We start from the raw sequence: 23,933 nt of genomic DNA, 5'->3' as shown, positions 1-23,933 counted from the left end.
GAGCCCCCTCCTCTCTAAACCTTGAGGACAGTGTTGTCGGCGGTGCTGATCTTGATGTCGGCGTAGCGGCACGAGCCCTTGCGGCGCTGAAACGGCGTGATCGCCAGCAGCCAGACGTGCGAGATGCTTTTCGCCGGGCCGCCGATATGGGCGGAGTAATCGGCAGCAATGTCGCGTTCGAACGCTTGCCAGGTCCCGAGTTCCGCCTTGCCAGAGCGGACGACCATATGGGTCTCGATCGCCTTCCAGTTGGCCAGCGGGCAGCGGAACACCATGCCTTGGGGCAAGTGCTCGCTCCAGATGTAGGTCAGATCCTGCCCATCTTCGAACTTCACCCCAATTGAAAGATAGTCATGGGTCGGGGCTTGATCCTCGGCGGCCGCAGAGGGCAGTTGGTCGATTTTCCAGCGCCATCCGAGGCGCGGACCGGACGCCAACGGTATCGACAACGGCCGCTCGATGATACTGGCGCTACCCGCGCTGTCGCAGGTGATTTCGCCGTTCTCGTCCCGGCTGAAGACCTCTTGTCCACCGCCGAACCCCAGCAGGTTCGACCATCCCGCCGGAAGCTTGCGACCACGTTCGAGGCGCGCGAGTTCGGAAGCGAGGAGATCGCCGGCATCGCCCTGAGCGAGCAAACTCTTGATGCCGACGCGGGCATCGCCGCGCCACAGCAGCGCGACACCGGTGATCCTGACGTCCGCCTTCTTGTAGATCTCCGGCGGCGTCTGCAATACGCCGTCCTCCGAGGCCCACTCCGCCGCCGAGCGCGCGACTTCGATCGGACCATCGTGGGAGGCCGTCATCGTCCCGGCATTCAACATCGGGATGTACATCGGCCGGAGCCCGCGCGTGCGCGCGTGGAAGATCAGGCCGGGATTGAACCAGAGGTCATGTTCGCGCGAAAGCCACATGCGACCGGTCAGCAGGAATGTCACCTGCTGCCCCTGAGCCGCATCAAGACCGAGATCGGTCCAGGGAAGATCACCCGCGTTGATATCGAAAACCCGATAAGCGGCGAGTTCGGGCGACTTCGCCTGAACGATGATGTCCTTGATCGCGCTCATCAGATCAGTCGGGGCAGGACCGCTCTGCTCCGCGGCGCAAACCGCCCGCAATGCCGGAGCGGTAAATGGCAGCACGAGACCCAGAGTGCATGCGCGCGCCAACGCATCACGCCGGGAGAGGCCGGCCGTCGACGGTGAGCGAAAACAACTGAAACACATGCGCTTCCTCCCCTGATCCAAATCGATGCCGGCATCTCGCGGTGCTTCGTCCATCTTGGTTCGAAATGCCGTCGCAAATGCCGATTGCTGCGGGCCGCCGAAGGGACCTCGGTCCAGCATTGAGGAAGTGAGGATGGGCCCGCTGACCGCTTCGTGAAGCTGAAAACCTCCCGCGTGAAGCCGGGAAAATTTCACGAAGCTGCCGTGCGGCAGGATGCGGCGCCCTCCCGCGCTCCGGTTCTGTCTCCAAATGATGCGATGACGCTTGCTGCCCGCCCCGGACTCCCGCGATCTCGATCGCGATCGGCAGCGCCCTTTCTGCACAGCGGTTCTCAACGTGCCAGCAACCGTTGGCCGCGGTCTACGTCCGCACCTTAACTGAAATCACACCATGGCACTCCAGCGAGGCTACTTCCGCGCAGATCGATTCAATTTGAAGCAATCCCTTAGCGGGATCGCGAGCTGTCTCTGCCAGCCTCTCATTCGGAATCTGATGGGGGACAGGCATGACGAGATTCTGCATAACGGGGCGGATCGCCACCACACGGCTTCGCGCTTGGACATTTGTCGCGGCGGCCGTGGCCGCCGTCTTCGCGCTGGATGCTCTTCCGGCTCACGCCTTCCTTGCCCGTCCGGCGCTGTTCGCCGCGATCGGCGAGGCAACGAAGGCGCCCGGCGGATGGCTGCAGCTCTGTGCCGCAAATGCCGACGAATGCAAGCCCTTGGCCGATCAGGCGCGCGATGTGACTCTCACGCCGGGTCTGCTCCAGCAACTGTACGAGATCAACAAATACGTCAATGATCGCGTAACGTGGACCAGCGATTCCGAGCTCTACGGAAAAGCTGAGCGTTGGGCCTATCCGCTCGACCGGGGTGATTGCGAGGACATGGTCCTGCTCAAGCGCCGACTGCTCGCGAAGGCGGGTTGGCCGCAGGGCGCGTTGCTGATCACGATCGTCGAGGCGCGCGGCCAGGATAGGGCGCGTCATGCGGTCCTGACCGTCAGATCCGACCGTGGCGAAATGATCCTCGACAACCAGACGCCGGAAATCCTGTTCTGGTACGAGACGACCTATCGGTATCTGTCACGACAGAGCGCGGCGGATCCCAACGTCTGGGTTTCCTTCAACGCCGAGCAGGCAAAACCGGGCATTGAGCTCACGCCATCGCCCTTGCCTCCCCCCTTGGGAATCAGGCCCTAGCCCTTCTCGGGACGCCGAAGCCGCGGCCCCTGGCGTGCACGAAGTTCCTCTTCGTACTTCAGCTTCTCCAGCAACATGTCAGTTACAAGACGTCGCAGTTGCGCGTTTTCGACTTCCAGGCGCTTGATGGTGTCTTCTGTGCTGGCCTCGCGCGGCACGCTCAAGCCGCTGCTGATCTCGTTGCCTGCACCATCCATCACCGGCTCGGGAGATTTGAGCATCTTCTTCCAGCGATGGTAGGTCATGATACTCACGCCGAGCGCTTTTGATATCTCGCGCTGGGTCTTGCCTTTGGCCGCGAGTTGATCCGCCTGAGCCAGCTTGTCCGATATTTCCCGCGAATCATGTCTCCTGCCGACCATCTCACCCTCTCCGGCCAAAGTCCCCGCTTCACCTTGGTAAGGCGGGTTTAGTTAACCTTTTCAATCCACTAATGAAAAGTCGGGTTGCGTTCGTTGCGATAGGCTTGGCGCGGATTGTCCCCACAGTAAAGCCTTTTGCGCCACCATCGCATTGCCGATGGTTAATTTGCGCTCGCCCGATCCCCCCGCCCGGAGTTGCCCTGCCTGTGCTAGCACACACCGGCGTCGTCCCAAAATTCCCTCCAGACTCAGGCCAGCCTCGTCCCCTGAAGCCTGCATCGCAAATTCGATCGCGAATTTAAAGGAAAAATCGGAGCTGCCACGGATAGCCCGGCACGCCGCGTGCCCTTCATGGAGCAGCGGAGAACTCGCGGCGAGGATAGCGTCTGCTACCCTACGATGCTACTAATCAATGAAACAACTTCAACGCTCAATAGTAGCCGTTCTGGCCATAGACGGCGTCGAGCGTCTCATGTCGTCCAAATTCCTTGAGGTCGACCTTGTTGAGGACCACTCCAAGCAACCGCTCGTAGACCTCGGGAGCTCCGAGGAGCTGTTGTCGCACGGTGTTCTTGCGCGATCGTCCCCACTCGATCACCTGAACATATGAATCGACCATGCTTGCCGTCCCCCGCACCTCTGCAACGGGACCGAGTGGCGGCAGATCGATGATGATATAGTCATACGTCTCACGCAGCCGCTCGATCATCACCTTCAGGGCCTCCGAACCGAGAAGCTCGCTGCTGTGGGTATCACGGGACTCGATGATCGTCGGAAGGAAGGCGAGCCCGCGCGCGGTGCGAACCGCATCTTGCAGCTCGACCTTTCCGGCGAGAACCTCGAGCAGGCCATTCGTGGCATCCGGGGCCATCGCCCGGCTTATCGTCGGATTGCGAAGATCGCCGTCGATAAGAATGACGTTCTTGCCGACATGCGCGACCAGCTCGGCAAAATTGCTCGCGATCGTCGATTTGCCTTCGTCCGGAAGCGTCGAAATCACACCGATGACCCTGCTCCTCTGACCGGCCGTACTGACGTCGACGGCGACCTTGATCGAGCGAAACGCGGAGGCGAACACCGATGACGGATCGAGAACCGCCCTGCCGAACATCGCATGGGCCTCAGCGGACGATGCGACGTCCCGCCCAGCGTTTCGTCGCCATGGCATGACCAGGCGCGATCGCGGCGGAGCGTCCAAGAGCGGCACGACGGCGAGACATCTGACCTGAAGGGTTTCCTGGACTTGCCGCGTGCTGCGGAACACCGGATCGAGCGCTTCGCGCAGGCCAGCGATCGCAAGGCTAAGGGCGAGGCCCAGCACCGTGGCGAGACCCAGCACGATGGATGTGCGCGGACTGCTCTTCTGCTTGGGCGCGGTCGCCGGGCTGATGACGCGAGATTCGGTGATCGGAAACGATTGCTGCTGGATCGCTTCCATATAGCGCTGGAGGAAATTGTCATAGATCGTATGAATCGCTTGAGCGTTGCTCTCGAGCTCGCGCAAGCCGATGCGCTCACGGTTGGTGATCCGCGCATCCGAGACCATGTCCGCGAGCTTGTTCTTGAGCGACTGTTCCCGCGCGGTGGCGATCTCATAGTCGCTCCTGGTGCTTTCCGCGATGCGGCGCAGCTCATCGGTGACGGACTGGCGGATCTGCTCCATCTGAGCCCGCACATTGATCGCGGCCTGGTGGTCACTCCCATAACGTTGCGAGAGGAGGCCTTCACGCGCGGCCAGGTCGAGATACTGATTGCGGAGCCGAATGACGATTTCGCTTCGCAGCGAATCCACCACGGACGCATCGGGTATCCCCATTTTGAGGACGTCCTGGATGCGATCGAGCCGCGCCTTCGCCTCGGTGCTCGCCGCGCGCGCGGTACTCAGTTGGCTCGAAATCTCCGTCAGTTGCTGCTCTTCGAGCGATCGCGTGCTGGTGCTGGCGCTGCCGGCAGCGGAAGCAACGGCGATGTCGACGATCTTGTTCTTTTCCTTGTAGTCGAGCACGGCGCGATCGACAGCGGAGACCTGCTCGCGCAGTTCTGTAATCCTGTCCTGGAGCCATTTGCTGGCCCGCCGTGTGGCCTGGTACTTCGATTCCAACTGGTCGACGATGTAGGCCTCGGCGATCCCGTTGGCGATTTCGGCGGCGCGATCGGGGCGCAGCGAGGTAAACGCAATGTCGAGCACGTAGGTGCGGCCAACACGGCTGATGGTGCGTTGACTCAACAATGCGTCCAGAGCCTGGGACTGCCGGCTGTCCGCACCTTGCATCGAATTGCCAGTCCCCCAAAACCGCGCGCTGGCGCCGGCGAACTCCGCGTCCTCCGTCAGGTGCATTTCCTTGACGACGGACAGCCCAAGACCTTCGGATTTCAACACTTCGACCTGGGTTTCGACCTGAGTGGTGTCGAGCGGCGTGTCGGCGAACGACACCTGCTGCTGTTGCAAGACCCGCAATTTGCTGGAGTCGATCTGCATCATCGCATGCGCGGTGTAGCGCGCCGGTGTCGTCAGCAGATAGACTAGGCCAAGACCGATCGAACAGGCGGTGACGATCAGAAAGACAAGGTATTGACGCCGGATAAAGCCCCAGACTTGCTCGACCAGATCGGACAGGGAGATCGTGCCGCCGCGATCATCGCGGTCGGTCTGATCGACTGCCTTGGCTGGTGCGACCGTTCGAATATCCATACTTGTCCGCCGAGGATCCGCGCCTCGGCACGTCCCCCCTGTCCAAATCCTCAACGTTCCGGCCGCGTCACCACGAGCGTCTTGGGTCACCGGACGCTCCGCCAAAGCCGATCGTCCAGTCCCTATGCAGAAGACGTATCGTTCCCTGCTGCGACGAAATAAAACAGGCAATGGCGGCGTCATCTGCCTGTCACAGAGGTCAGAGGCATATGCGATCGGTTCTGCCGCCCCGTCGCTCGCCGTTACGTTCACCGGTGGCGGGTCGACCCGCGCCTTTCGAGCCACCCTGCGCTCTCACCGCAGATTGGCGCCGGATCGGCATGCTGAAGAACTACCGCTCGATGAGATTGATCTTGTTGCGCCGCTCGGTCGCCAGCAGCACGCCACGGTCGATGACCAGGCCTACGCGCGACGCTCCTATGACATTGTTCTCCACGACAACGTCACGCACGCCCGGAAAGACCGGCGTTACACCGGTGACCTCGATATGAGAGTCGTTCTCCATCCGGTTGCCGCGCACGATCACGGCACGGACAAGAGGTGGTTGCTTCAGCATGCCCGGCGGTCGTACGGCCTGAACTGCGATCAGGGCTTCGCCGGACGCAATCGTGCGATCAGGACCGGCCTGGTACGCGTTGCCCTCGGTAATGCGATTGTTGAGGATCTGGACCTGCCAGCTCGGCTGAAAATGGTGATAGATCAAGGCGCGCGCGAAAAAACCTCCGGTCCTCGTGGCGACGTTGTCGGCAAGCACGTGATTCAAGCCGGTGCCGTAGAATTGCGCGGCAACACCGACGTCTTCGAACGTGTTGTCGACGATCAGATAGTTCTGATGCATCTGGACCACGGTGACGACCGACGTCGCATCGAGTTCGACCGCCAGCTTGCGGTCGAGCGCAACCGACATCGGCTTATCGTTGCCGGCCGGATCGAACCGGGCGACGCGCGCGAATTGACCGGCTCCCCGCCCGTCCGCGACCATGACGACGGCCCCCGCCCAGGTCGTCGCGATCACGCGCTCGTTCGCCGGCCCAGGCAGCGATAGCCGGTCCGGTGTGACGCTCAAGGCGGGGCCGAAATAGAAGCCGCCGCCTCCGTCACTCGACACCGCTTCACGATCCCAGCCGTATATCGCCTTGAAAACATTGTTGGCGAAGAACACATTTTCCGAACCGGTGACATCGGGCGCAAGAGTATTGATCGATCCACCGGTGCCTTGAAGATCCGCCGCCGTGACGGTGTTATTTTCGAATATGATGCGATTTGCGCCAGTGAACGAGTACCATCCGAACCGACCGTTGTTGAGAACATTCCCGGAAACGACGGTGTTGCTCGCCTTGAGCAAATGGAGCGATCGGCCCGATCCAACGACATCGCAATCAGTCACTGTCAACTTGTCGCCGCTCAGACGGATCGTATCCAGAAACTGACCATATCGCTGGTCGATCTTCAGCATCCGCTGATAGGTCTGCTCGGGAGACATGTGGCCGCGAAAGGCCGAGGCGCGAATGCGCACGCGACGGAGGGCGATTTCGGAGGCGCTCGGGATCGGCACACCGTTCAGAAAGCCGCCAACCACGACATGACCATGCCTGGAGGCGTAGATTGTCAGATCTTCGATGGCGAAGTGCGACGTACCGGCGATCAGCGCTTCCGGTGGATCCTCCACGTCCGACCAGACCAGATTGACGAGATCTGTACGCTCGCCCTTGAGGGTCACATTCGGTGGGATCATGAGCGGGCCCGAAATCAAATACCGCCCTCGCGGAAAGTAGACGATGCCGCCGCCGCTCTGCTGGGCCGCACTGATCGCCGCTTTGACCGACCGCGACGCGTTTATGATGCCGTCGCCGAATGCACCATATTCGCGGACGTTGAAACTTGTACGCGTCTCCGCGACGGCAGGAACGACGTGAATGCGTTCTGCATCGACGAAATCATCTTCGGTGCCGTCGCCGTTCGAGAGCCGCAAACGGTAGTCACCTGGCGCGACCGTGTCCGGCAGACGAAAACTGGCATGCCAGAGATTCCCTCCGCCGGGGGTCAACGTGATCGGCGGGCCCGCGCGTTCCGGAAGCAGAACGAGCTTCGCCCGATCTGGCTGCCGCACGATATTGCGTCCGAAGACGCGCACCGTTCCGCCCGGCGACACCGTGTCGCCGAGGCTCGCCTGCACCCAATAGACGGTCGGCCTGTTGAGGCTGGCAGAGACCTCGCCTTGCGGATGAGTCAACGTGAAGCGGTAAATTCCAGGGGCAAATTCCTTTGGAACGACAAACTTCATGGATTGCGCGTCCTGCTGGATCAACTCCACGGATCGCGCGGCGGCTGCCTGCCCTGACGCACCGTCTGGAACTCGGCTGACGCTAATCGCTGTGACTGCATCAAGTTGTGAGCCGGTGACGATAACTGACTCATCTGGACCAACGGGATCGCTGTACCAGAACATCTGCGGCTGCGCGGCTGCGCCCGCGACCGTGAGCACCATCAGTGCGAGTGCGATGCAGACCGATCGAAACATGCAATTGTGCCCCCGGTACCGGCTTGCGACGTCCGTGACGACGCGCTCAAAATGACCCGCCGAGTTCTATTTCCGGGCAACAGCGAGCATCGATTTGGCCAGTGGAGGAATTCGTCCGACACGATGGAACTGGATGTCGCGGAGACCAGCTTCTTCGAGAAGCAAGCGAAGAGTCTTGTACGACCAGAACTTGATATGCCCGTGATCCCATAGGGCCGTAAAATGGTGGTCGAGCCTGCCCGTAACGGCCATCGTCAGGTTTTTCCAATATCCGTGATACGGCGTGCTGATGATCGCGGTACCGCCCGGCTTGAGCAGACCGTGAACGGTGGCAGCGTACTTGCGCGGATTGTAGAGGTGCTCGACGACTTCAAGGCTGACGACGAAGTCGAACTGCCCGTATTTTTCGGAGATGGGCTCGTAGGCCGAGCCGCGGTCGATCTGAAGATGCGGATATTTTTCGCGTGCGTACCGGATGCCGGACTCGGAGGGATCGACGCCGACCACCGAATGACCGCGGCGGTGCAACAACTCGGTGACCGCTCCGTTGCCGCATCCGAGATCCATGACGCGGGTCCCCTTCCCACTGCCGCGCTCTTCGAGGACGGCAAGCAGGCACGGCAACAGAATGTCGTGCGATCCGTTCAGCTCCGCATCGTCAAAGGTATATCCAGAGATCGATTCGAGCTGTTCCATACGCGTCTCCTAGCCGTTGCGCGGCCACGCAGTCACTCAGCAGAACGATCGGCGAGGATCGCCTGCGGTACGCTCAATAGACGTAGCCAGGGACGTCGCCGCGAAATCATAGCATCTCAGCAGGTCTTATACAGTCCCTTCACGTAAGTTATGTTATTGAAGAGACATTCTTCCGCGTTTCTCGAGCCCGAGCATAACCTATCAGGAGACTATCGTTGCGTGTCCCGTCGCGCTCTCTCACGACCGTCGGCACAGGACGCGGGTCAATACCGCCAAGATAACCATCTCGACGAAAGTCAGCCCAATCACGGCGCCCAGCGAACCGCGGACGAGAATGGGCGCCGAGGCCATGAAAATGAACGCGCGCAGATCCAGCCCGTGTACCAGGATCGCTCGCTTGGTCCCGAAAAATGTGAGCAGGAACGATACCATGACCGCACCAATGACAACGCCGATCATGCCGAGGTCGGCGTAGAAGTCGCCCGCCACGAAGCCTGACAAATTGGGCGTTCCTGCCGTCCCGAGGTCGGCCAGCACAACTCCCATGTCGCCGGCCAGAACCGTCTCCTTTCCCGGCCAGAGACTGCGCGGCACGAAGAACAACATCAGACCCAGCGTCTTTCCCCCCCAAAAAAAGTCCGACAACTCAAGATACCGCACCTCGTACACGAGCATGTCGAGCACATCGAGCCCGGGGATCGTGAGGACGCCGGCGAAGTCGACGGCTTCGATGGCCTCGGCCAGCGAGGCGCCGGACCTGGACGTGAGATTGAGCATCGGCATGAGGACTACGAGGCCGATCAGCACGCCCAAATAGAATGTCTTGATGCCAAGTTTCCCGGAGATGAAAACCAGCGCGATCGGCAGCCAGGCGATCAGGAAATAGAACCGCGCCGTATTGTAGGGATTCTGGGCAACAAAGAGCAACGCAAGCGCGACACAGGTCGAAACGGCGACGACCGCCGGGGCGGCCTTTTGCCGATAAGGCATGTACTTCGCATGGACGGAGATAAGGAGACAGGCCACCATCAGCAGCGCGAGCGCGGAGGCTCCTGCAGTTCCCATCGCGCCGTCGTCGGACAGTTCCTTGGAGTATCGATCCGCAAGGACGTTCCCGAAGCCACCCTGACCAACGACGAACACGGCGAAACCAACCACGCTGAGCACAAGCAGCACTGGCAGCACGTTGTCTTTCAGGCGATACCGCACGGGCTGCGACGCCGGCACGAGCCGCCCGACCAGAGCGCTCGTGACAGTAGCAGTCAGGAGGAACAGGAAGATGATGACGAACGCCGTCGCGATCTCGCCGTTGGTGAAGAAGAACCCGCTGACCGGTCCGTCATTCTCGAAATGCCCGAAGCTGAGGGTTTGACACGGAGCGATGACGAAAAACACGAACATCAGCAGCCAAAGCATGTCCTCGACGGTCGTGTAGGCTCCTGCAATTCGCGAGACGTTGTAGCAGCAGATCAGGAAGGACGGAAACGTCAGCGCAACTACGAATTTGTCGGCCGCGAACAGCGCGTTCAAGGCGTAGTAGCCGACGAAGAAGGCCAGTCTCATGAGCATGGCGGAGGCAAAGAGCCGATGCCTTCGCAGGACCGTAGGCCGCTCGGGGAGGCCGCGCAGTCCGGTATTGACTGCAGCAATCACGGTTGCTGTCCCATCGCCGCGATCTGTGGCCTCGACCTGCCCAGCCGCAGCGCGAGCAGCAGGATGCCAAGCAGCGTCGACAAGATGTCGGCTACGATGAAAGCATATACGCCCGACCTGCTCAGCAAGACGTAGCTGGTCACAACCCCGACCACGTGAAAGATTGTGATGTCCAGAGCAAGACCCTCATAAGCTCCGGTTGCGGCCAGCCCCTGCATCATCATGATCACCGCAGTGACCGTCAGAATGGCGGGCGAAAACGCGCTGAGCAGTGGCGCGACGGCGCTGAACCGGCTCTCCGGAAATTGTGCGGCGACCAGTCCCGCCGCCGCCACCGCCGCAGAGAAGGTCAACCCGGAGGCCGCCACCAGCTTCTGAACGCGAAAAACCGTCCCCAACGGATTTGCGTTATGACCGGACATGGATGCAACCAAGGTGGGGAATTCGACCCGCTGCACGAACGCGATGACCTGAAGCACTCCCGTGACGATCTGCTTGGCGTAGAGAAAAAGCGCAGTCGTCTCGGCGCCGAACCAGGTCGCGCTCATGACCAACTGCGCGCGCCCGTAGAGTTGGGCCGGCAAGTGGACACAGAGCATGGCTCCCCCTTCCCGCGCCGCCCTTCGCAGGCCGCGCAACGTCGGTGTGTGCGCATGCAGCCGCCAGCCGAGTTTGCCGAGCGCAATCCACTGCATCGCAACCATCAGCAAGGATCCCGCCGAAAATGCCGCGCCGAGAGCCGCGCCCGCGGCTTCGGGCGAGGCGTGTCTTGCGACAGCGACCAGAATGAGCGCGGAACTCGCATAAGGGAACGCCGCGCTCATCCCGCTGAGACCGCTGAGCTTGAATCCGTCCAGCAGTCCGGCTGCGTTGCAGGCGACGACAAGCAAGCCGGGCGCAGCAAACAGCGCATAGCTGCTGGAAAATCCATCCGGAGCGAAGGCAAGCGCATAGATGCCCGCCGCGACGATCAGGGTCATCGCCAGCAACACTCGAAACACGGTCGTGTCCCAAAATGCTCTCGATAGCTCCTGAACACCCGTCTCGCGAGAGGAAGACGCTGCGTGGCGCGCCAGCGTGGTGTTTGAACCCGCATCGACCACGAGGCTGCCCAGGACGGCAAACAGAAAATGGGTCCCGAAGGCGGCGAGCAAGCGATACTCGCCGGCGGCAATCAACCAGGTCTGAGCGAGAAATACAGCTCCCTGTCCGAAGCCGTATCCGCCGAACAGGAGACCGATATTGGCGGCCGACGACAACCGTGCCTTCACTGGCAATTCCTGTTCCCGCATCCTCATGGAACGATCGACCACAACGGCCGACCGCGCAGGGCCGATCGTCCCTCTTCCACCGCTAAACGGCGCGATCGCAGTATGCGGGGTCAGTTCGGCGCCTTCACCTTGGCACCTTCATTCGTCGCCTTGGCGGCCTGATCCTGCGGCTGCTCGGGGATATCCAGCCGCTCGATTTTCGCTTCCGACCGCAGCTTCTCCATAGCCACGAGCTGAGCTTTCCGCGCGACAACCATTCCGAATTTGTCCCGCACGACGTCAAACTCCAGCGGCTTTCGCGTCTGCTTGTCCTCGACCTTGACAACCTCCCAACCCTGCTCGGTGCGGATTGGAGCTGCCGTGCTTCCGACCTCGGTCGCGAACGCGACCTTCGCGATTTCCGGTTTCATCTGCTGCCGGCCCATGTAGCCCGCCTCCTTGAGCGTGGCGGGCAAAGACGTTCCCGTCATGTCCTCGGCGACCTTGGTGAATTCCTCGCCCTTCTTGATACGGGCGACCGCCTCATTGGCGCGATCCTCTGCGGTCTTGACCGCCTTTTCATCGTTGGCAGCATCGACCTTGAACAGCATGGTCCGCATACGGATCTGAGGCTCGGCCGCATCCTTGACCGCCTGATCATATGCCGCGCGAACCGTATCTGCCGTAACCGCGGAACGCGCGACGTCACCCAGCCAGCTTTCCATCAGCGCCTTCTTGCGCAGGAACTCGACGTTGCGCTGCAGGGCGGCCTCGTCGATCTTGAGATCCTTCTTCTGCGCGTCCCTCGACATCAGCGCGACGTCGATGAGGTATTGGACGAGGAAGTCGTGACGCGCCTTTTCATCCAATCCCTTCAGGTCATGCACGAACATCTGCTGCGCCAATTCATAGTCGCGGCCGTCGATCACCATGCCGTCAACCCTGGCAACGACCAGGTCGCTGACCTTGGCGAGGACCGTGTCGCTTGACTGTGCGTAGCCCGGTCCGCTCGCGGCCCAAAGGCTCGTAGCGACTGCGAAGCCCACCACCATTCGAGAATACACGCCAGACGATTGCTGGCGGCGACCACGATAGAGAACCATCATACCCTCGATCAGATTTCGAAATGCATCATCGTAGGCTGCGCGGCAGCGACGCGAGAACGCGATGCCCCTGCAACTGCAACCGGTCGTGCCGCTCGGCATGACCAGGATGCGTCTGTAATGATTCAAGCCTGACGCTAATATAATGTAGAGAAGAATGATTTGTGACCATCACCCCCATTATGTTATTCATCCATGAATGATGTCGCCCGCGCGACCTGAGAATCGGATGTTGCGACCACGGCACCACGCGAGACGAATCGCTGCGCGATGCGCAGAAAAACAAGACAAACGCAGCGCTATTTCGCCTTCAAGGTCATCGCGAAATTTTCACAGCGGCGCCCCCCGCCAGCGAAAACGATGCGCGGCGCGCACATCATTAAATCATGTTACTCACTTCACAAATGTAACGTTAAATCATAACAAAGCCTGACTAGGGTCCGCCGCGCCCGATACGATGCCCGCTGGGGGAGAAGGTCGGGTGTTTAGAAATTGAACAGGAGTCTCTAATGAGAAACTGGAAAGCGTATTTGCTGGCCACGGCTGCCATCGGCACTTGCGGCCTGGCTGCGCCGGCTGAAGCTCAGCTGGTTTACGCGGGAGGTGCGTCGTTCCCTGCACCGGTGTATCGTTATCTCTTCGACTGCCACTCGGTCCAAGTCGACGGCAATCCCAACGGCCCGACCTGGCCCTATCCCGCCATCGGCACCACTCCCGCTGGCACGTTCCAGCCCGCGTATCCGATCTCTCCGTCCTGCCCGAGCGCGAGCGGCGACTCGAGCGGCCTGTTCATGCAGATCCTCTACGTTCCGGTTGGCTCGGGCGGCGGCAAGCGCGCGCTCATTGCCCATGACGGCTCTTCCAACTCGACCGGCTTCGGTAACGCGCCCGCCGTTGCACTGCCATACGTCTCCGGCTGGATTCCCGGCTGGACCGACAAGTACGGCTATCCGTCCGTGCAGTTCGTCGGCAGCGACGACGTCTGGAATTCGACCGACGCGGCGAACTACGTTGCTTCGGGCAACCAGGCCAAGTATGGCAACATCATCCAGATGCCGGCTCTGGCTGGCGCGGTCGTGATCGCGTTCAACGGCAATGACGGCAACGGTACGCCGCTCAACATCCAGAACGCGGCTCCCACTGGTGCAACCGCCGACAAGGCCACGTTCGGCTATCCGGGCAACTACTCCGGTCTGAACCTGACCCGCAAGGCGCTGTGCGGCATCTTCACCGGCCACATCACCGCCTGGAACGACCCCGAGCTGAAGAAGTCCAACAACAACGTTGCTCTCGGCAACGGCGCGATCAAGGTCATCCACCGCGCCGACGGCAGCGGCACCAACTTCCTCTTCACCAATGCTCTGTATCGTCAGTGCCAGGGCGTCACCGGTCCGAACAACACGACCGATGCGCTCAGCGCTTCTCCGACCACTCGCTCGTGGGAGTTCCGGTTCAGCGACCGCACCAACGCGGCTTGCCCCGACGCTCTCTATCGCGCGAGCAACCTGACCAACTGGCCGGATAACACCAACGATACCTGCTCGCCGGCGCAGCCGCTCAACAACAACCCGGGCGGCGGCACATTCGTTGCTGCCAGCACCAATGGCGGCGTCAAGAGCGCGATCGAGAGCACCAACGGTGCGATCGGCTACTCCACCACCGACTTCGCGCAGCCGGTCCTCTCGGTCGGCATGAAGGTCGCCAACGTTCAGTCGCAGTACGACGTGGACAACGCGACGGGCGCGTTCCAGTGGCCCTCGCCGACCCGCATCAAGAACTCGATGGCTGCCGTCAGCCCGATCCTGCCGGACGCCAACGCGATCGCTAACCCGCTGAACTGGAGCTCGCAGTCTCAGGTTCCGAATCCGGCCACGCCGAATTCGTATCCGATCGCTGGCTTCACTTGGCTGGACTTCTATCAGTGCTACAGCCAGACCCGCGACTCGGGCCTCGGTCTCGGCACGTTCCAGAACATGATGAACTACCTGACCTTCCACTACTACGACTCGACCGCCGCTGCGATCCTCAACTCGCAGGGCTTCGCGTCGATCCCGAACGCCTGGCGCGACCCGATCATCCCGCTCATCACGGGCGGCCCCTCGGTCATGGGTAATGCCGGCGATCCGGGCAACACGTTCTGCGCGAGCAAGCAGGGCGCCTGATCTTCCGCTCAAGGCTCGTCAAACGACGCATGTGCACCCGGCTCCGCCGGGTGCATTCTTTTTACTCCCCTTTGAGAAATGCGTCGCCTCAATCGGCCAAGATAAGGCCATCCATTCGCCGAGCGAAGCCACTCGATGCCTGCGCGCTCGCAGGCTCGGATTGGCGAATTCCTGACGGGATAGCGCCCTATGACAGGCGGATGGAAATCTCGGCTGCCAGCTCGTGCACGAAAGGAGGGAAAATCATGTTGGCATGGGTCCCGTCGACTTCGACCACTTCGAGCTCCGGAACCTTCGGTTGCCATGTTTCGACGGGATCGACGAGATCGCGTTTCGCCGACTCCCACGACTTGAACAGGACGACGGGAAAATCGACCACGAGCGGCACGTACCGTTCGTAGGCCACGAGCGCGAGGTCCTTGACGACCTTGATCCTCTCGTCGAGTGAGGATTCGTAATAGCGCGTGAATTCGGCATCATAGGTGAACTGACCTATCAGGCGACGGATCAGCGGGCGCACGAGATTGAGCAAGGTCTCCAGGCGCTGCCCCGATGGAGCCTCAAACAGTCCCCACACGCGCAACTGCGAACGCCGGGCCATGTATCGCAACCGCGTCGTCAACGACCAATGCCTTTCCACGACGTTGGTGTCGATGAGGCCGATCAATCCCAGCTTTCGATTGTCCAAGCGCAGAGCCCTCGCCATCTCGATCGCGATCTCACCACCCATCGAGTATCCAACGAGATTGACCGGCTCGGCATGATCCCCGCCGAGATGCTTGAGAAACCAGGCCGCGGTCGCCTCAATGGATTCGAAACGCGGTGTGTCGCCTTCGAAGCCGGGCGGCTGAAATCCCCAAATTTTGCCCGGGAATGATGACGCTCGCGCCAGCGCCACGACTTCAAACAGGGTCCCGCGAACACCGGCAATCAGATAGAGCGGCGGACGATCGTCGCCATCCTTCAGCAGCAGCAACGGCGAAGGCTCGGGCCATCGATCCGTCGCGATGGCTTCCGCGATGGCCTCCGGCGTGCCCAGCCTCAACGCGGTACCGATCGGAATCCTCTTGCCCAGCGACCATTCAATCTCATCCAGCAAGCGAACCACCCGCCTGACGCCGATCCCCATGTGGCGAAGATCTGCATTCGCCTGCTGTCCCTTCGGGCCCGTCGTGCGCTGCCAGATCGCGAGGACCGTTTCCTGGACGGAAAGTGATTGCTCTATCGGCGCAGACCCGACTCGTGCGTTGGGTGTCATTGCGTCGCTCATCATCGCATCCCTTTGCCGGCAAACGGCCCAGCGATCTTCCCGGCTTGCGCGGCCCTGCCGTTTGCCGCGATGCTTCCGGCGAGCCCCCGCAAGCGTCGCCAGCGCACCGTGATGGCAGCCCTCCTTGACAGTCTGATGTCCAGCCGTGCGGCCAGCGTCATCCAGCACGATCCTTGATGCGGCCACGATCAATTTGGTATCGCCACCCATTGATATATCGTATTGATCATATGCGGATGTGAAGCCAGCAATGAAACCATCATTACGCGTTCTTGAGATCATAGCATCGGTCGATCCACGCGGTGGCGGGGCCATCGAGGGCCTGCTGCGCCAGGCGGAGGCCCGGCGCGCGTTCGGAATGGACACGCATATCGTCAGTCTCGACGACCCGGACGACCCCTGGGTCCGCGAATGTCCGGTGCCGACCTTCGCAGTCGGGAGCGGTATGCTGAGCCGTCCATCCGGCCCGTTGAACTGGCTGTGGACCCACTACGGTTACGCGCCCAAATTCGTGCCGTGGCTCAGATCGCACGTCAGCGACCATGACATCGTGGTGGTCAACGGTCTCTGGAATTATTCAACGCTCGGAGCGCGGCAGGTCCTGCCACGATCCGGCATTCCCTACGTCGTGTTTGCCCATGGCATGCTGGATCCATGGGCTCGGGGGGGCTTGAAGCATGCGATGAAGCAGGCGCTGTGGGCGTTCTCTGAGGGCCCGCTGTTGAAGAATGCAAACGCCGTGCTGTTCACCACCGAAGACGAAATGATCCGCGCCCGCAACACGTTTCGGCCGTATCGCGTCCGCGAGCGAATTGCCGGCTATGGGACTGCGGACATCCAGGGTGATTGCGAGCAGCAGATCAGCGCCTTCCGCAAATCCTTGCCTGCCCTCGGCGACCGGACGTTCCTGCTGTTTCTCGGCCGCATCCATCCCAAGAAGGGCTGCGACCTGCTGGTTACCGCGTTCTCAGGGATCGCTGCCGAGAACCCCGAACTTGATCTCGTCATCGCGGGCCCGGACCAGGTCGGATGGCGGCGCCAGCTCGAGGCCCAGGCACGCGCGGCCGGCATCGAACGTCGTATCCATTGGCCCGGCGCGGTGTTCGGCGATGTCAAATGGGGCGCCTTGCGCGCCTGCGATGCTTTCGTTCTGCCATCACATCAGGAGAACTTTGGCGTCGCGGTTGCGGAGACGCTTGCAGCCGGCAAGCCGGTCCTGATCACCGACAAGGTCAACATCTGGCGCGAGGTCACGTCGGATGCCGCCGGACTGGTCTCGACGGATGATGCCGCCGGCGTCAGCGACATGTTGGCGCGCTTCGTGTCGCTGCCTCAGTCAGAGAAGAGCGCGATGGGCCAGGCCGCCCGCGAGTGCTTCTTGCGACGCTTCGAGATCAGTATCCCGGCCAAGCAGCTTGGCCGCGTGCTCTCCGAGATCGCGACGGCCCACAATCGGACACCGGAGATCGCTGCCAGAGCGATCTCATAGCTGAAAGGCTGGCGCGCCTCGGCGCAGCGAATGACATTCTCACCCCGCCGCGGCCTCTTCCAGCCCGCACACCTCGCGCACCAGCGCTTCGTGCTCGGGCTTGGCGACGATGTAGTTGCCGAGGCAAAGCGCGTCGAGACCGGTCCGCACGAAGCAATTCACGGCCTGCTCCGGCGTATCGACGATCGGCTCGTTCTCGTTGAAGCTGGTGTTGAGAACGATCGGGATTCCGGACTGGCGTCCGAACGCCTCGATCAGGTCGAAATACAACGGGTTCGTCTCACGCTCGATGCTCTGGAGCCGACCGGTGCCGTCGACATGGGTGATGCCCGGAAGTTGTTCACGCCATTCGGGACGAACCTTTACCACATGCATCATGAACGGGCTGAAGACGTCCTGTTCGAAATACTTCCCGACCTCGTGCCGCACGATGGTCGGTGCGAACGGGCGGAACAGTTCGCGGCGCTTGATCTTGGCGTTGATGAGATCCTTGACGTCGGCCCGCGTCGGATCGCCGAGGATCGAACGATTGCCCAGTGCGCGCGGCCCCCACTCCGATCGGCCTTGATACCATCCGATCACGAGGCCCGCTCGGATCAGTCGGGCCGCCGCCTCCGGGACCTCGGCGCGTGACACCTGATGAACCGGAAAGCCGGAAGTTTCCGCCGCCCTCCGTATCACGCTGTCCGGATATTCCGGACCCCAATAGGCGTGCTTCATGTAGAAGCGCTCCGACCTGCCCGCGACATTGTGCCAGGCCCACATGGCCGCCCCGATGCACAGGCCGTCGTCCGAAGCTGCCGGCTGAAGATAGACGTTCTCGAACGGGGTATCGCGCAACAGCCGCGCATTCGCCACGCCGTTGAGCGCACATCCGCCAGCGTAGGCGATCTGATTGCTGCGAACCCGATCGTGAAGCTTCTGGAAGCAATCCATCGCGACATCCTCGAACCGCACCTGGCATGAGCGAGCGATGTCGTGCTCCCGTTGCGTCAGCGGTTCGCCGCGCTTGCGCGGGGCGCCGAGCTTTTCGATCCATTTGTCGGTGTAGTGCAGACCCATCTCGATCGCGTTGCGGTCATCCATTCCGCCGCTGACACCGCCCGAATGCATTCCGAACCATCCGGGAGCGAGTTGGAACCAGCCGTCGTCGGGCGAGATCACCAGTTCGCGCATGAACTCCGCGTAGGTGTTCTCCCCATACGGGGCGAGACCCATGACCTTGTATTCCTCGCCGAATCCGTCGAAGCCGATGTACTGACAGCAGGCCGTGTAGAAAAACCCGAGGCTGTTCGGCAACGAAACACGATCGAGGACCTCGATGCGGCTGCCCTCGCATCGCGCGGCCATCGCGCTCACGAAATCGCCGCTGGCGTCGTACGAGAAGCCGGCCGTAACGCCCTCGAACGGCGAGCAATAATAGGCGCTCGCGATGTGCGCGATATGATGCTCTACGTTGACGACCTTGGCCCGGAGCGCGCCAGGCGCCTCGCCACACGCTTCCGCGACCCGGTCCGCGGTTCCCTTCTCGGCATTGGCGCGGCGCAGATGCTCCATCGCCGCCTGCGCCCCGTGCCATGGGTTTTGCAGGACGTACAGGGCCTTGCTCAATCGGTTTTGCTGCGTGTCGCGGGGGACCGCGATGAAATCAATGTCCTTGACGCTCACGCCACCGATCGCGAGGACCGACCTTATCGCTTGCTCCGGGAAGGTCGGATCATGCTTGACGCGACGTCCAAAGCGTTCTTCGGCGACAGCCGCAACGACCTTGCCGTCCAGGATCAGCGCAGCCGACGCGTCGGCGTGATTGAAATTCAGCCCCAGGATCGCGGTCATATGCCCACCCGTCTCCTCTAACGCCCGCCGCGGCTTGCTGCGTCGGCGCGTGTGTTACGCGGAACGTCATGCGCGAGCCTCAAGCACGCACCTCACGGTCGCCAGACCCATAACCTGCCTGTACGGCACGCTTCGCCCCCAGCAACGCCGTCACGGGATACACCACGTCATATTATGTTAAGATGACGTGAGAACATCGCAATCACATCACGATGCCATTGAGCACCGATCGCTCGCGCCACTGCGCCTCGCAACATCGACAGTTTCGTAAATCGAGGCCTGGCCTGCTTGCAGCAGCGTCGCCGCGGCCTGGAACGACCGCGCAAGTCACGTGGAACTCTGTCCAACTGATGTTGTGATGTCGCCCCGATGTCACATAGCAATGTTAACTCGACGTTAATCGCATCAAGCCCGCTGGAGCGCCGACAGATGCGGTGAATACTTATGAAAATGATCAGGGATTAGATGGTAATTGCCATGAGATCATTGCGCATTTTGCTGGCGGATCTGGCATTGGTGTCATTCGCGCTGGTCGCGTCCTCGATCCTCCGCGAGAATCTGGAGTTCTCGAGCGATCATCTCTTGGCACTGATCCCGTATGGCCTCCTGACGATTTCCACAGCCGCAATCGTGCTGCCATTGTCGGGCGTCACCACGGCAGTCTGGCGGTACAGTTCTCCGCAAAACTATCGTGACATCGTTACCGCGGTCGTGGCGATCGTCGCCGGTGCCGCGGTACTGACCTTCATTGCCAACCGGCTCGAAGGGGTGCCGCGCGCGCTGCCCCTGCTCCAGGCGCTCATCACAATCACCCTGATGATCGGGGCGCGGATCGCGAGCCGGCTGTGGCATATGCGACGTTCGCCGCGCGATTGGCAGCAGGACGTAATCGTTCCCACCGCCGAATCCGTCCTTCTCGTCGGCCTCAACGAATTGGCTGAACTCTATTTGCACAGCATCACCCGCTATGCCCGCGACCGCGTCCGTGTCGTAGGGCTGCTGGACTCCCAGGCCCGTCGCGGGCTGTCCCTACTGTCGCATCGTGTTCTCGGCACGCCGGAAGACGTTGCCGACGTTGTCCGCACACTCGAAGTGCACGGCGTCGTCATCACCCGGGTCGTGCTTGCGGTTCCCCTTCGCGAGTTGTCGACCCAGGCGCGGGAAGCACTGTTCGCGCTCGAGGCCTCCAACGCGATTCCGCTCGAATTCCTGGATCAGAAGATCGCATCGGATCGTCCGAGCCGGGAGGTGGCGCACAGCGACAGTGCTTCCGAGACGCGGACGCAGACCTATGCATTCAGTGCAAGGAGCGGCGAGGGTTTGGTAGGCTCGCCCTACCGCACCGTCAAGCGGCTCCTCGATATCGTCTTTGCAGCGTTGCTCCTGGTGATGCTGGCGCCCATCATGGGCCTGGTCGCGCTCGTCGCGATCATGGACGTCGGATTTCCAGTGCTGTTCTGGCAAGAGCGTCCCGGCCTTGGTGCGCAACCGTTCAAGGTGTTCAAGTTCCGCACCATGGCCGCGGCCCATGACGCGCACGGGCGCCGCAGGCTCGAGTCGCAGCGCATTTCCTCGATCGGCAATGTCCTGCGCCGGACGCGGCTCGACGAACTGCCCCAGTTGATCAGCATCCTGATGGGCCGCATGTCGTTCGTGGGGCCGCGACCGCTGCTTCCGATCGATCAGCCGGCGGATTATTCGGCGCGCCTCCTGGTTCGCCCGGGCCTCACAGGCTGGGCCCAGATCAAGGGCGGGCGAGCAATCTCGCCAACCGACAAGGCCGCGCTCGACGTCTGGTACGTCAGGAACATGTCCTTCCTGCTGGATATCAAGATCATTATCGGCACGATCCCGATGATACTGTTCGGCGAGAAAGTCGAGAACGACGCGATCGCACAGGCTTGGCGCGAGCTGGAAAAATCGCAAGCGCAAGCCGAAAAGAACGGGGCCGCCGCCGCTTCGGTGGCGCTCGGCGCGAGGCTTCACGTGTCGTGAAGGCGACATGTTGTTCTCATAACGTCACACAAACTATCATCTAACTTGCGGATCGCATGTTATGCTACCCGAGCGTCCCGATATGCTAGCGAGCGAGCCGCGCGCCACGGATGATGTCCTGAACCGTAGCGACTTGGCGCCGTTGCACGGCCGCTCCGGCATCGCGCCGGATCATTGAGCAGCCTTCCGCCATCATGTCCGACTCCCGGCTCGTCTATATCTGCGATTGGCTCCCGCCCGACTTCGGCGCGGTGGGACAGTACTCCGTGCTGTTCGCCCGCGATCTTGCGCGCGACCGCGGCCTTCACGTCACGCTGGTCGGCCTCACGTCGGGCGAAGCAACCCATTCGGTCGAACGCTTCGAACGCGGTGAGCTCGAGGTCGTCAAGGTGCCGGTCCCCGCCTACGACAAGGCCAGGACGTCGGCGCGCATTCGCTGGACGATCACGACCAACACCAAGCTGCTGCGGGCCGCCCTGCCCTACATCCGCAAGGCGCAATCGGTTCTCTTCACCGGAAGCCCGCCTTTGTTTCTTCACTGGATTGCGCCGCTGAACGTGCTGCTGCGCAAGCGGCTCATCTATCGCATCACGGATTTCCATCCCGAGTGCGCGATCGCCGAACGCGGCAGTGCCAGCCTGTTCCTGAGGCTCGTCCTCACCCTCACGCTGTTGTGGCGCCGGCGAGTCCACACCTTCGAGGTGCTCGGACACGACCAGGCGATACGGCTCAACGAGATCGGGGTGACCAAGGACCGCATCGTGCTGAAGCGCGATCCCTCCCCGATCGAGATCGGCCCCGACACCCCGCCTCTCGCCCGCCCGCCGCAAACCGAAGGCAAGTTTCTCCTGCTTTACTCGGGTAACTGGGGCATCGCGCACGACACGACGACGTTCGTTGACGCCTATGTCGAGCATCACAAGAGTGGATCGGGAACGGTCCTCCTCTGGCTCAACGCGATCGGAAAAGGCGCGGCCACCGTAGCCGAAGCGCTTGACGAAGCTCGGGTGCCGTACATTCGCACCGATCTCGTGCCGCTGGATCAGCTCGCCTCCCTGCTCAGGACGCCGGACGCTCATCTCATCACCCTGAAGAACGCGTTCGTCGGCTACGTGCTGCCCTCCAAGGTCTATGCCTGCGTCGACTCGGACCTGCCGGTGATCTTCATCGGCCCCACGGACTCCGACGTCCATCTCCTCTGCGACAAGCGCAAGTCCAGCTCGTATTTCCACGTCGATGTCGGCGACACCAATCGATGCGTGCGATTGCTCGAAGATTTGGGCACGAAGCAGAGCGCATCGTCAGCCAAGAAAATTCGATTAGTCAGGAGCAGCGTATGAAAAAGGCATTGGTCTGCGGCGCAGGCGGGTTCATTGGGTCCCATCTGGTCAAGCGCCTGAAGGCGGAAGGTTTCTGGGTCCGCGGTGTGGACCTCAAATATCCGCGCTTCAGCCCGACCCAGGCCGACGATTTCATCGTCGGCGATCTCAGGGATCTCTCGGTTTGCCACGAGGCCGTCGATGCGCGCTTCGACGAGGTCTATCAACTCGCCGCTGATATGGGCGGTGCCGGCTACATCTTCACCGGCGAGAATGATGCGTCGGTGATGCATAATTCGGCGCAGATCAACCTCAACATCCTCGAGGCTTGCCGGCGCCGCAACAGCTTTCGGATCTTCTACTCGTCGTCGGCCTGCATCTACCCGGAATACCGTCAGCTCGATGCCGATAACGCGGGCCTTGCCGAGAGCGACGCCTATCCAGCCGCACCCGACAGCGAATACGGCTGGGAGAAGCTGTTCAGCGAGCGCCTCTACGCCGCCTACGCCCGCAATCACGGTTTCGAGGTTCGCGTCGCGCGCTATCACAACATCTTCGGCCCCGAAGGCGCCTGGAACGACGGCAAGGAAAAAGCGCCGGCGGCGATCTGCCGCAAGGTCGCACAGGCCGGCAATCCCGGCGAGATCGAGATCTGGGGTGACGGCGAGCAGACCCGCTCGTTCCTCTACATCGACGAATGCCTCGATGGCACGATCCGCTTCATGCGATCGGACTGGGCCGGACCGGTGAATATCGGCTCCGAGGAAATGGTCTCGATCAACCGCCTCGCGGCAATCGCTGCCGAGATCGCGGGCAAGAAGATCACACCGCGGCACATCCCCGGACCGCTCGGCGTGCGCGGCCGCAACTCGAACAACAAGCTGATCTTCGAAAAGCTCGGATGGCGTCCGTCGCAGCCGCTCGCCAACGGCCTCGCCAAGACCTATGCCTGGATCGACCAGCAGGTCCAAAAGGCAAAGCGTCTCAAGGACGCGCCGAAGCCCGTAATCCGGCAGCCGGAAATCGTCGCGGCGGAGTAAGAGGCGGGCGAACGGGTTGATATCGGCGGTGTCGCGTCCCCGGTGCGGATGCGGCACGGTATTGCGTCGGCGTATGCACGGTTCGATCGGCGCAGCTCGACGCACGGCGAGGTCGCG

Annotated in this window: 16 protein-coding genes; 6 read left to right on the top strand and 10 right to left on the bottom strand. The window is 61.7% G+C overall.

Annotated elements, in window-relative coordinates; genetic code table 11:
- Positions 1 to 14: 14 nt before the first annotated feature.
- Positions 15 to 1,280 carry a DUF3047 domain-containing protein gene (locus tag AXW67_RS36620; protein WP_245315834.1) on the bottom strand — a complete coding sequence of 422 codons (1,266 nt, stop codon included), beginning with the start codon at positions 1,278 to 1,280 and terminating at the stop codon, positions 15 to 17.
- 452 nt (positions 1,281 to 1,732) lie between these two features.
- Between AXW67_RS36620 and AXW67_RS36615 the strand changes: the two genes are divergently transcribed.
- Entirely contained in the window at positions 1,733 to 2,428 is a 696-nt protein-coding gene (locus AXW67_RS36615; protein WP_082908165.1) for a transglutaminase-like cysteine peptidase, read from the top strand.
- Here AXW67_RS36615 and AXW67_RS36610 read toward each other — a convergent pair.
- The 7 genes from AXW67_RS36610 to AXW67_RS36580 all read right to left on the bottom strand — a co-directional run bounded on the left by AXW67_RS36610 (position 2,425) and on the right by AXW67_RS36580 (position 12,708).
- A complete protein-coding gene (locus AXW67_RS36610; RefSeq protein WP_063681814.1) occupies positions 2,425 to 2,790 on the bottom strand; it encodes a helix-turn-helix domain-containing protein in 366 nt (121 codons plus the stop codon). The two genes, AXW67_RS36615 and AXW67_RS36610, sit on opposite strands and share 4 nt — an antisense overlap.
- A 430-nt stretch (positions 2,791 to 3,220) precedes the next feature.
- Positions 3,221 to 5,482, bottom strand: coding sequence for a polysaccharide biosynthesis tyrosine autokinase (locus AXW67_RS36605; protein WP_063681813.1), 2,262 nt, complete (start codon positions 5,480 to 5,482; stop codon positions 3,221 to 3,223).
- A gap of 331 nt (positions 5,483 to 5,813) precedes the next feature.
- Positions 5,814 to 7,970, bottom strand: coding sequence for a glycosyl hydrolase family 28-related protein (locus tag AXW67_RS36600; protein WP_161491334.1), 2,157 nt, complete (start codon positions 7,968 to 7,970; stop codon positions 5,814 to 5,816).
- Between the two features lie 99 nt (positions 7,971 to 8,069).
- On the bottom strand, positions 8,070 to 8,699 hold the full coding sequence (locus AXW67_RS36595; protein ID WP_063681811.1) for a class I SAM-dependent methyltransferase: 630 nt from the start codon (positions 8,697 to 8,699) through the stop codon (positions 8,070 to 8,072).
- A 237-nt stretch (positions 8,700 to 8,936) separates the two neighbouring features.
- Positions 8,937 to 10,352, bottom strand: a complete 1,416-nt coding sequence (locus AXW67_RS36590) for a hypothetical protein (RefSeq protein WP_145928117.1) — start codon at positions 10,350 to 10,352, stop codon at positions 8,937 to 8,939.
- Positions 10,349 to 11,623 (bottom strand): hypothetical protein, encoded by a 1,275-nt coding sequence (locus tag AXW67_RS36585; RefSeq protein WP_145928116.1) that lies wholly within the window; start codon positions 11,621 to 11,623, stop codon positions 10,349 to 10,351. Before AXW67_RS36585 ends, AXW67_RS36590 begins: the two co-directional genes overlap by 4 nt.
- Positions 11,624 to 11,733: 110 nt before the next feature.
- Complete coding sequence (locus AXW67_RS36580; protein ID WP_245315833.1) at positions 11,734 to 12,708, bottom strand: peptidylprolyl isomerase; 975 nt, start codon at positions 12,706 to 12,708, stop codon at positions 11,734 to 11,736.
- Positions 12,709 to 13,214: 506 nt separating this feature from the next.
- Here AXW67_RS36580 and AXW67_RS36575 point away from each other — a divergent pair.
- Entirely contained in the window at positions 13,215 to 14,867 is a 1,653-nt protein-coding gene (locus AXW67_RS36575; protein WP_063681807.1) for a substrate-binding domain-containing protein, read from the top strand.
- 187 nt (positions 14,868 to 15,054) lie between these two features.
- Here AXW67_RS36575 and AXW67_RS36570 read toward each other — a convergent pair whose 3' ends face one another.
- Entirely contained in the window at positions 15,055 to 16,347 is a 1,293-nt protein-coding gene (locus AXW67_RS36570) for a thioesterase domain-containing protein (RefSeq protein WP_063681806.1), read from the bottom strand.
- A gap of 40 nt (positions 16,348 to 16,387) precedes the next feature.
- Here AXW67_RS36570 and AXW67_RS36565 point away from each other — a divergent pair, with 40 nt between their 5' ends.
- Positions 16,388 to 17,626 (top strand): glycosyltransferase, encoded by a 1,239-nt coding sequence (locus AXW67_RS36565; protein ID WP_063681805.1) that lies wholly within the window; start codon positions 16,388 to 16,390, stop codon positions 17,624 to 17,626.
- Positions 17,627 to 17,665: 39 nt separating this feature from the next.
- Here the strand turns inward: AXW67_RS36565 and AXW67_RS36560 are convergent, their stop codons facing one another.
- Positions 17,666 to 19,462 (bottom strand): carbamoyltransferase family protein, encoded by a 1,797-nt coding sequence (locus AXW67_RS36560; protein WP_063681804.1) that lies wholly within the window; start codon positions 19,460 to 19,462, stop codon positions 17,666 to 17,668.
- 477 nt (positions 19,463 to 19,939) lie between these two features.
- On the opposite strand from AXW67_RS36560, the gene AXW67_RS36555 reads away from it, so the two are divergent.
- From AXW67_RS36555 to AXW67_RS36545, 3 genes are all read left to right on the top strand, one after another.
- The gene (locus AXW67_RS36555; protein WP_161491332.1) at positions 19,940 to 21,457 is read left to right on the top strand and encodes a sugar transferase; all 1,518 of its coding nucleotides are present in this window, start codon (positions 19,940 to 19,942) and stop codon (positions 21,455 to 21,457) included.
- A gap of 194 nt (positions 21,458 to 21,651) precedes the next feature.
- Positions 21,652 to 22,797 carry a glycosyltransferase family protein gene (locus tag AXW67_RS36550; protein ID WP_063681802.1) on the top strand — a complete coding sequence of 382 codons (1,146 nt, stop codon included), beginning with the start codon at positions 21,652 to 21,654 and terminating at the stop codon, positions 22,795 to 22,797.
- On the top strand, positions 22,794 to 23,816 hold the full coding sequence (locus tag AXW67_RS36545; protein WP_063681801.1) for an NAD-dependent epimerase/dehydratase family protein: 1,023 nt from the start codon (positions 22,794 to 22,796) through the stop codon (positions 23,814 to 23,816). The genes AXW67_RS36550 and AXW67_RS36545 overlap by 4 nt, the downstream gene beginning before the upstream one ends.
- The last annotated feature ends 117 nt before the right edge of the window (positions 23,817 to 23,933 follow it).

Origin of the sequence: Bradyrhizobium neotropicale (assembly GCF_001641695.1) — a bacterium.
GTDB classification, from domain to species: domain Bacteria; phylum Pseudomonadota; class Alphaproteobacteria; order Rhizobiales; family Xanthobacteraceae; genus Bradyrhizobium; species Bradyrhizobium neotropicale.
The sequence above is the reverse complement of the archived record's forward strand: the minus strand, read 5'-3'. Positions and strand labels throughout refer to the sequence as shown.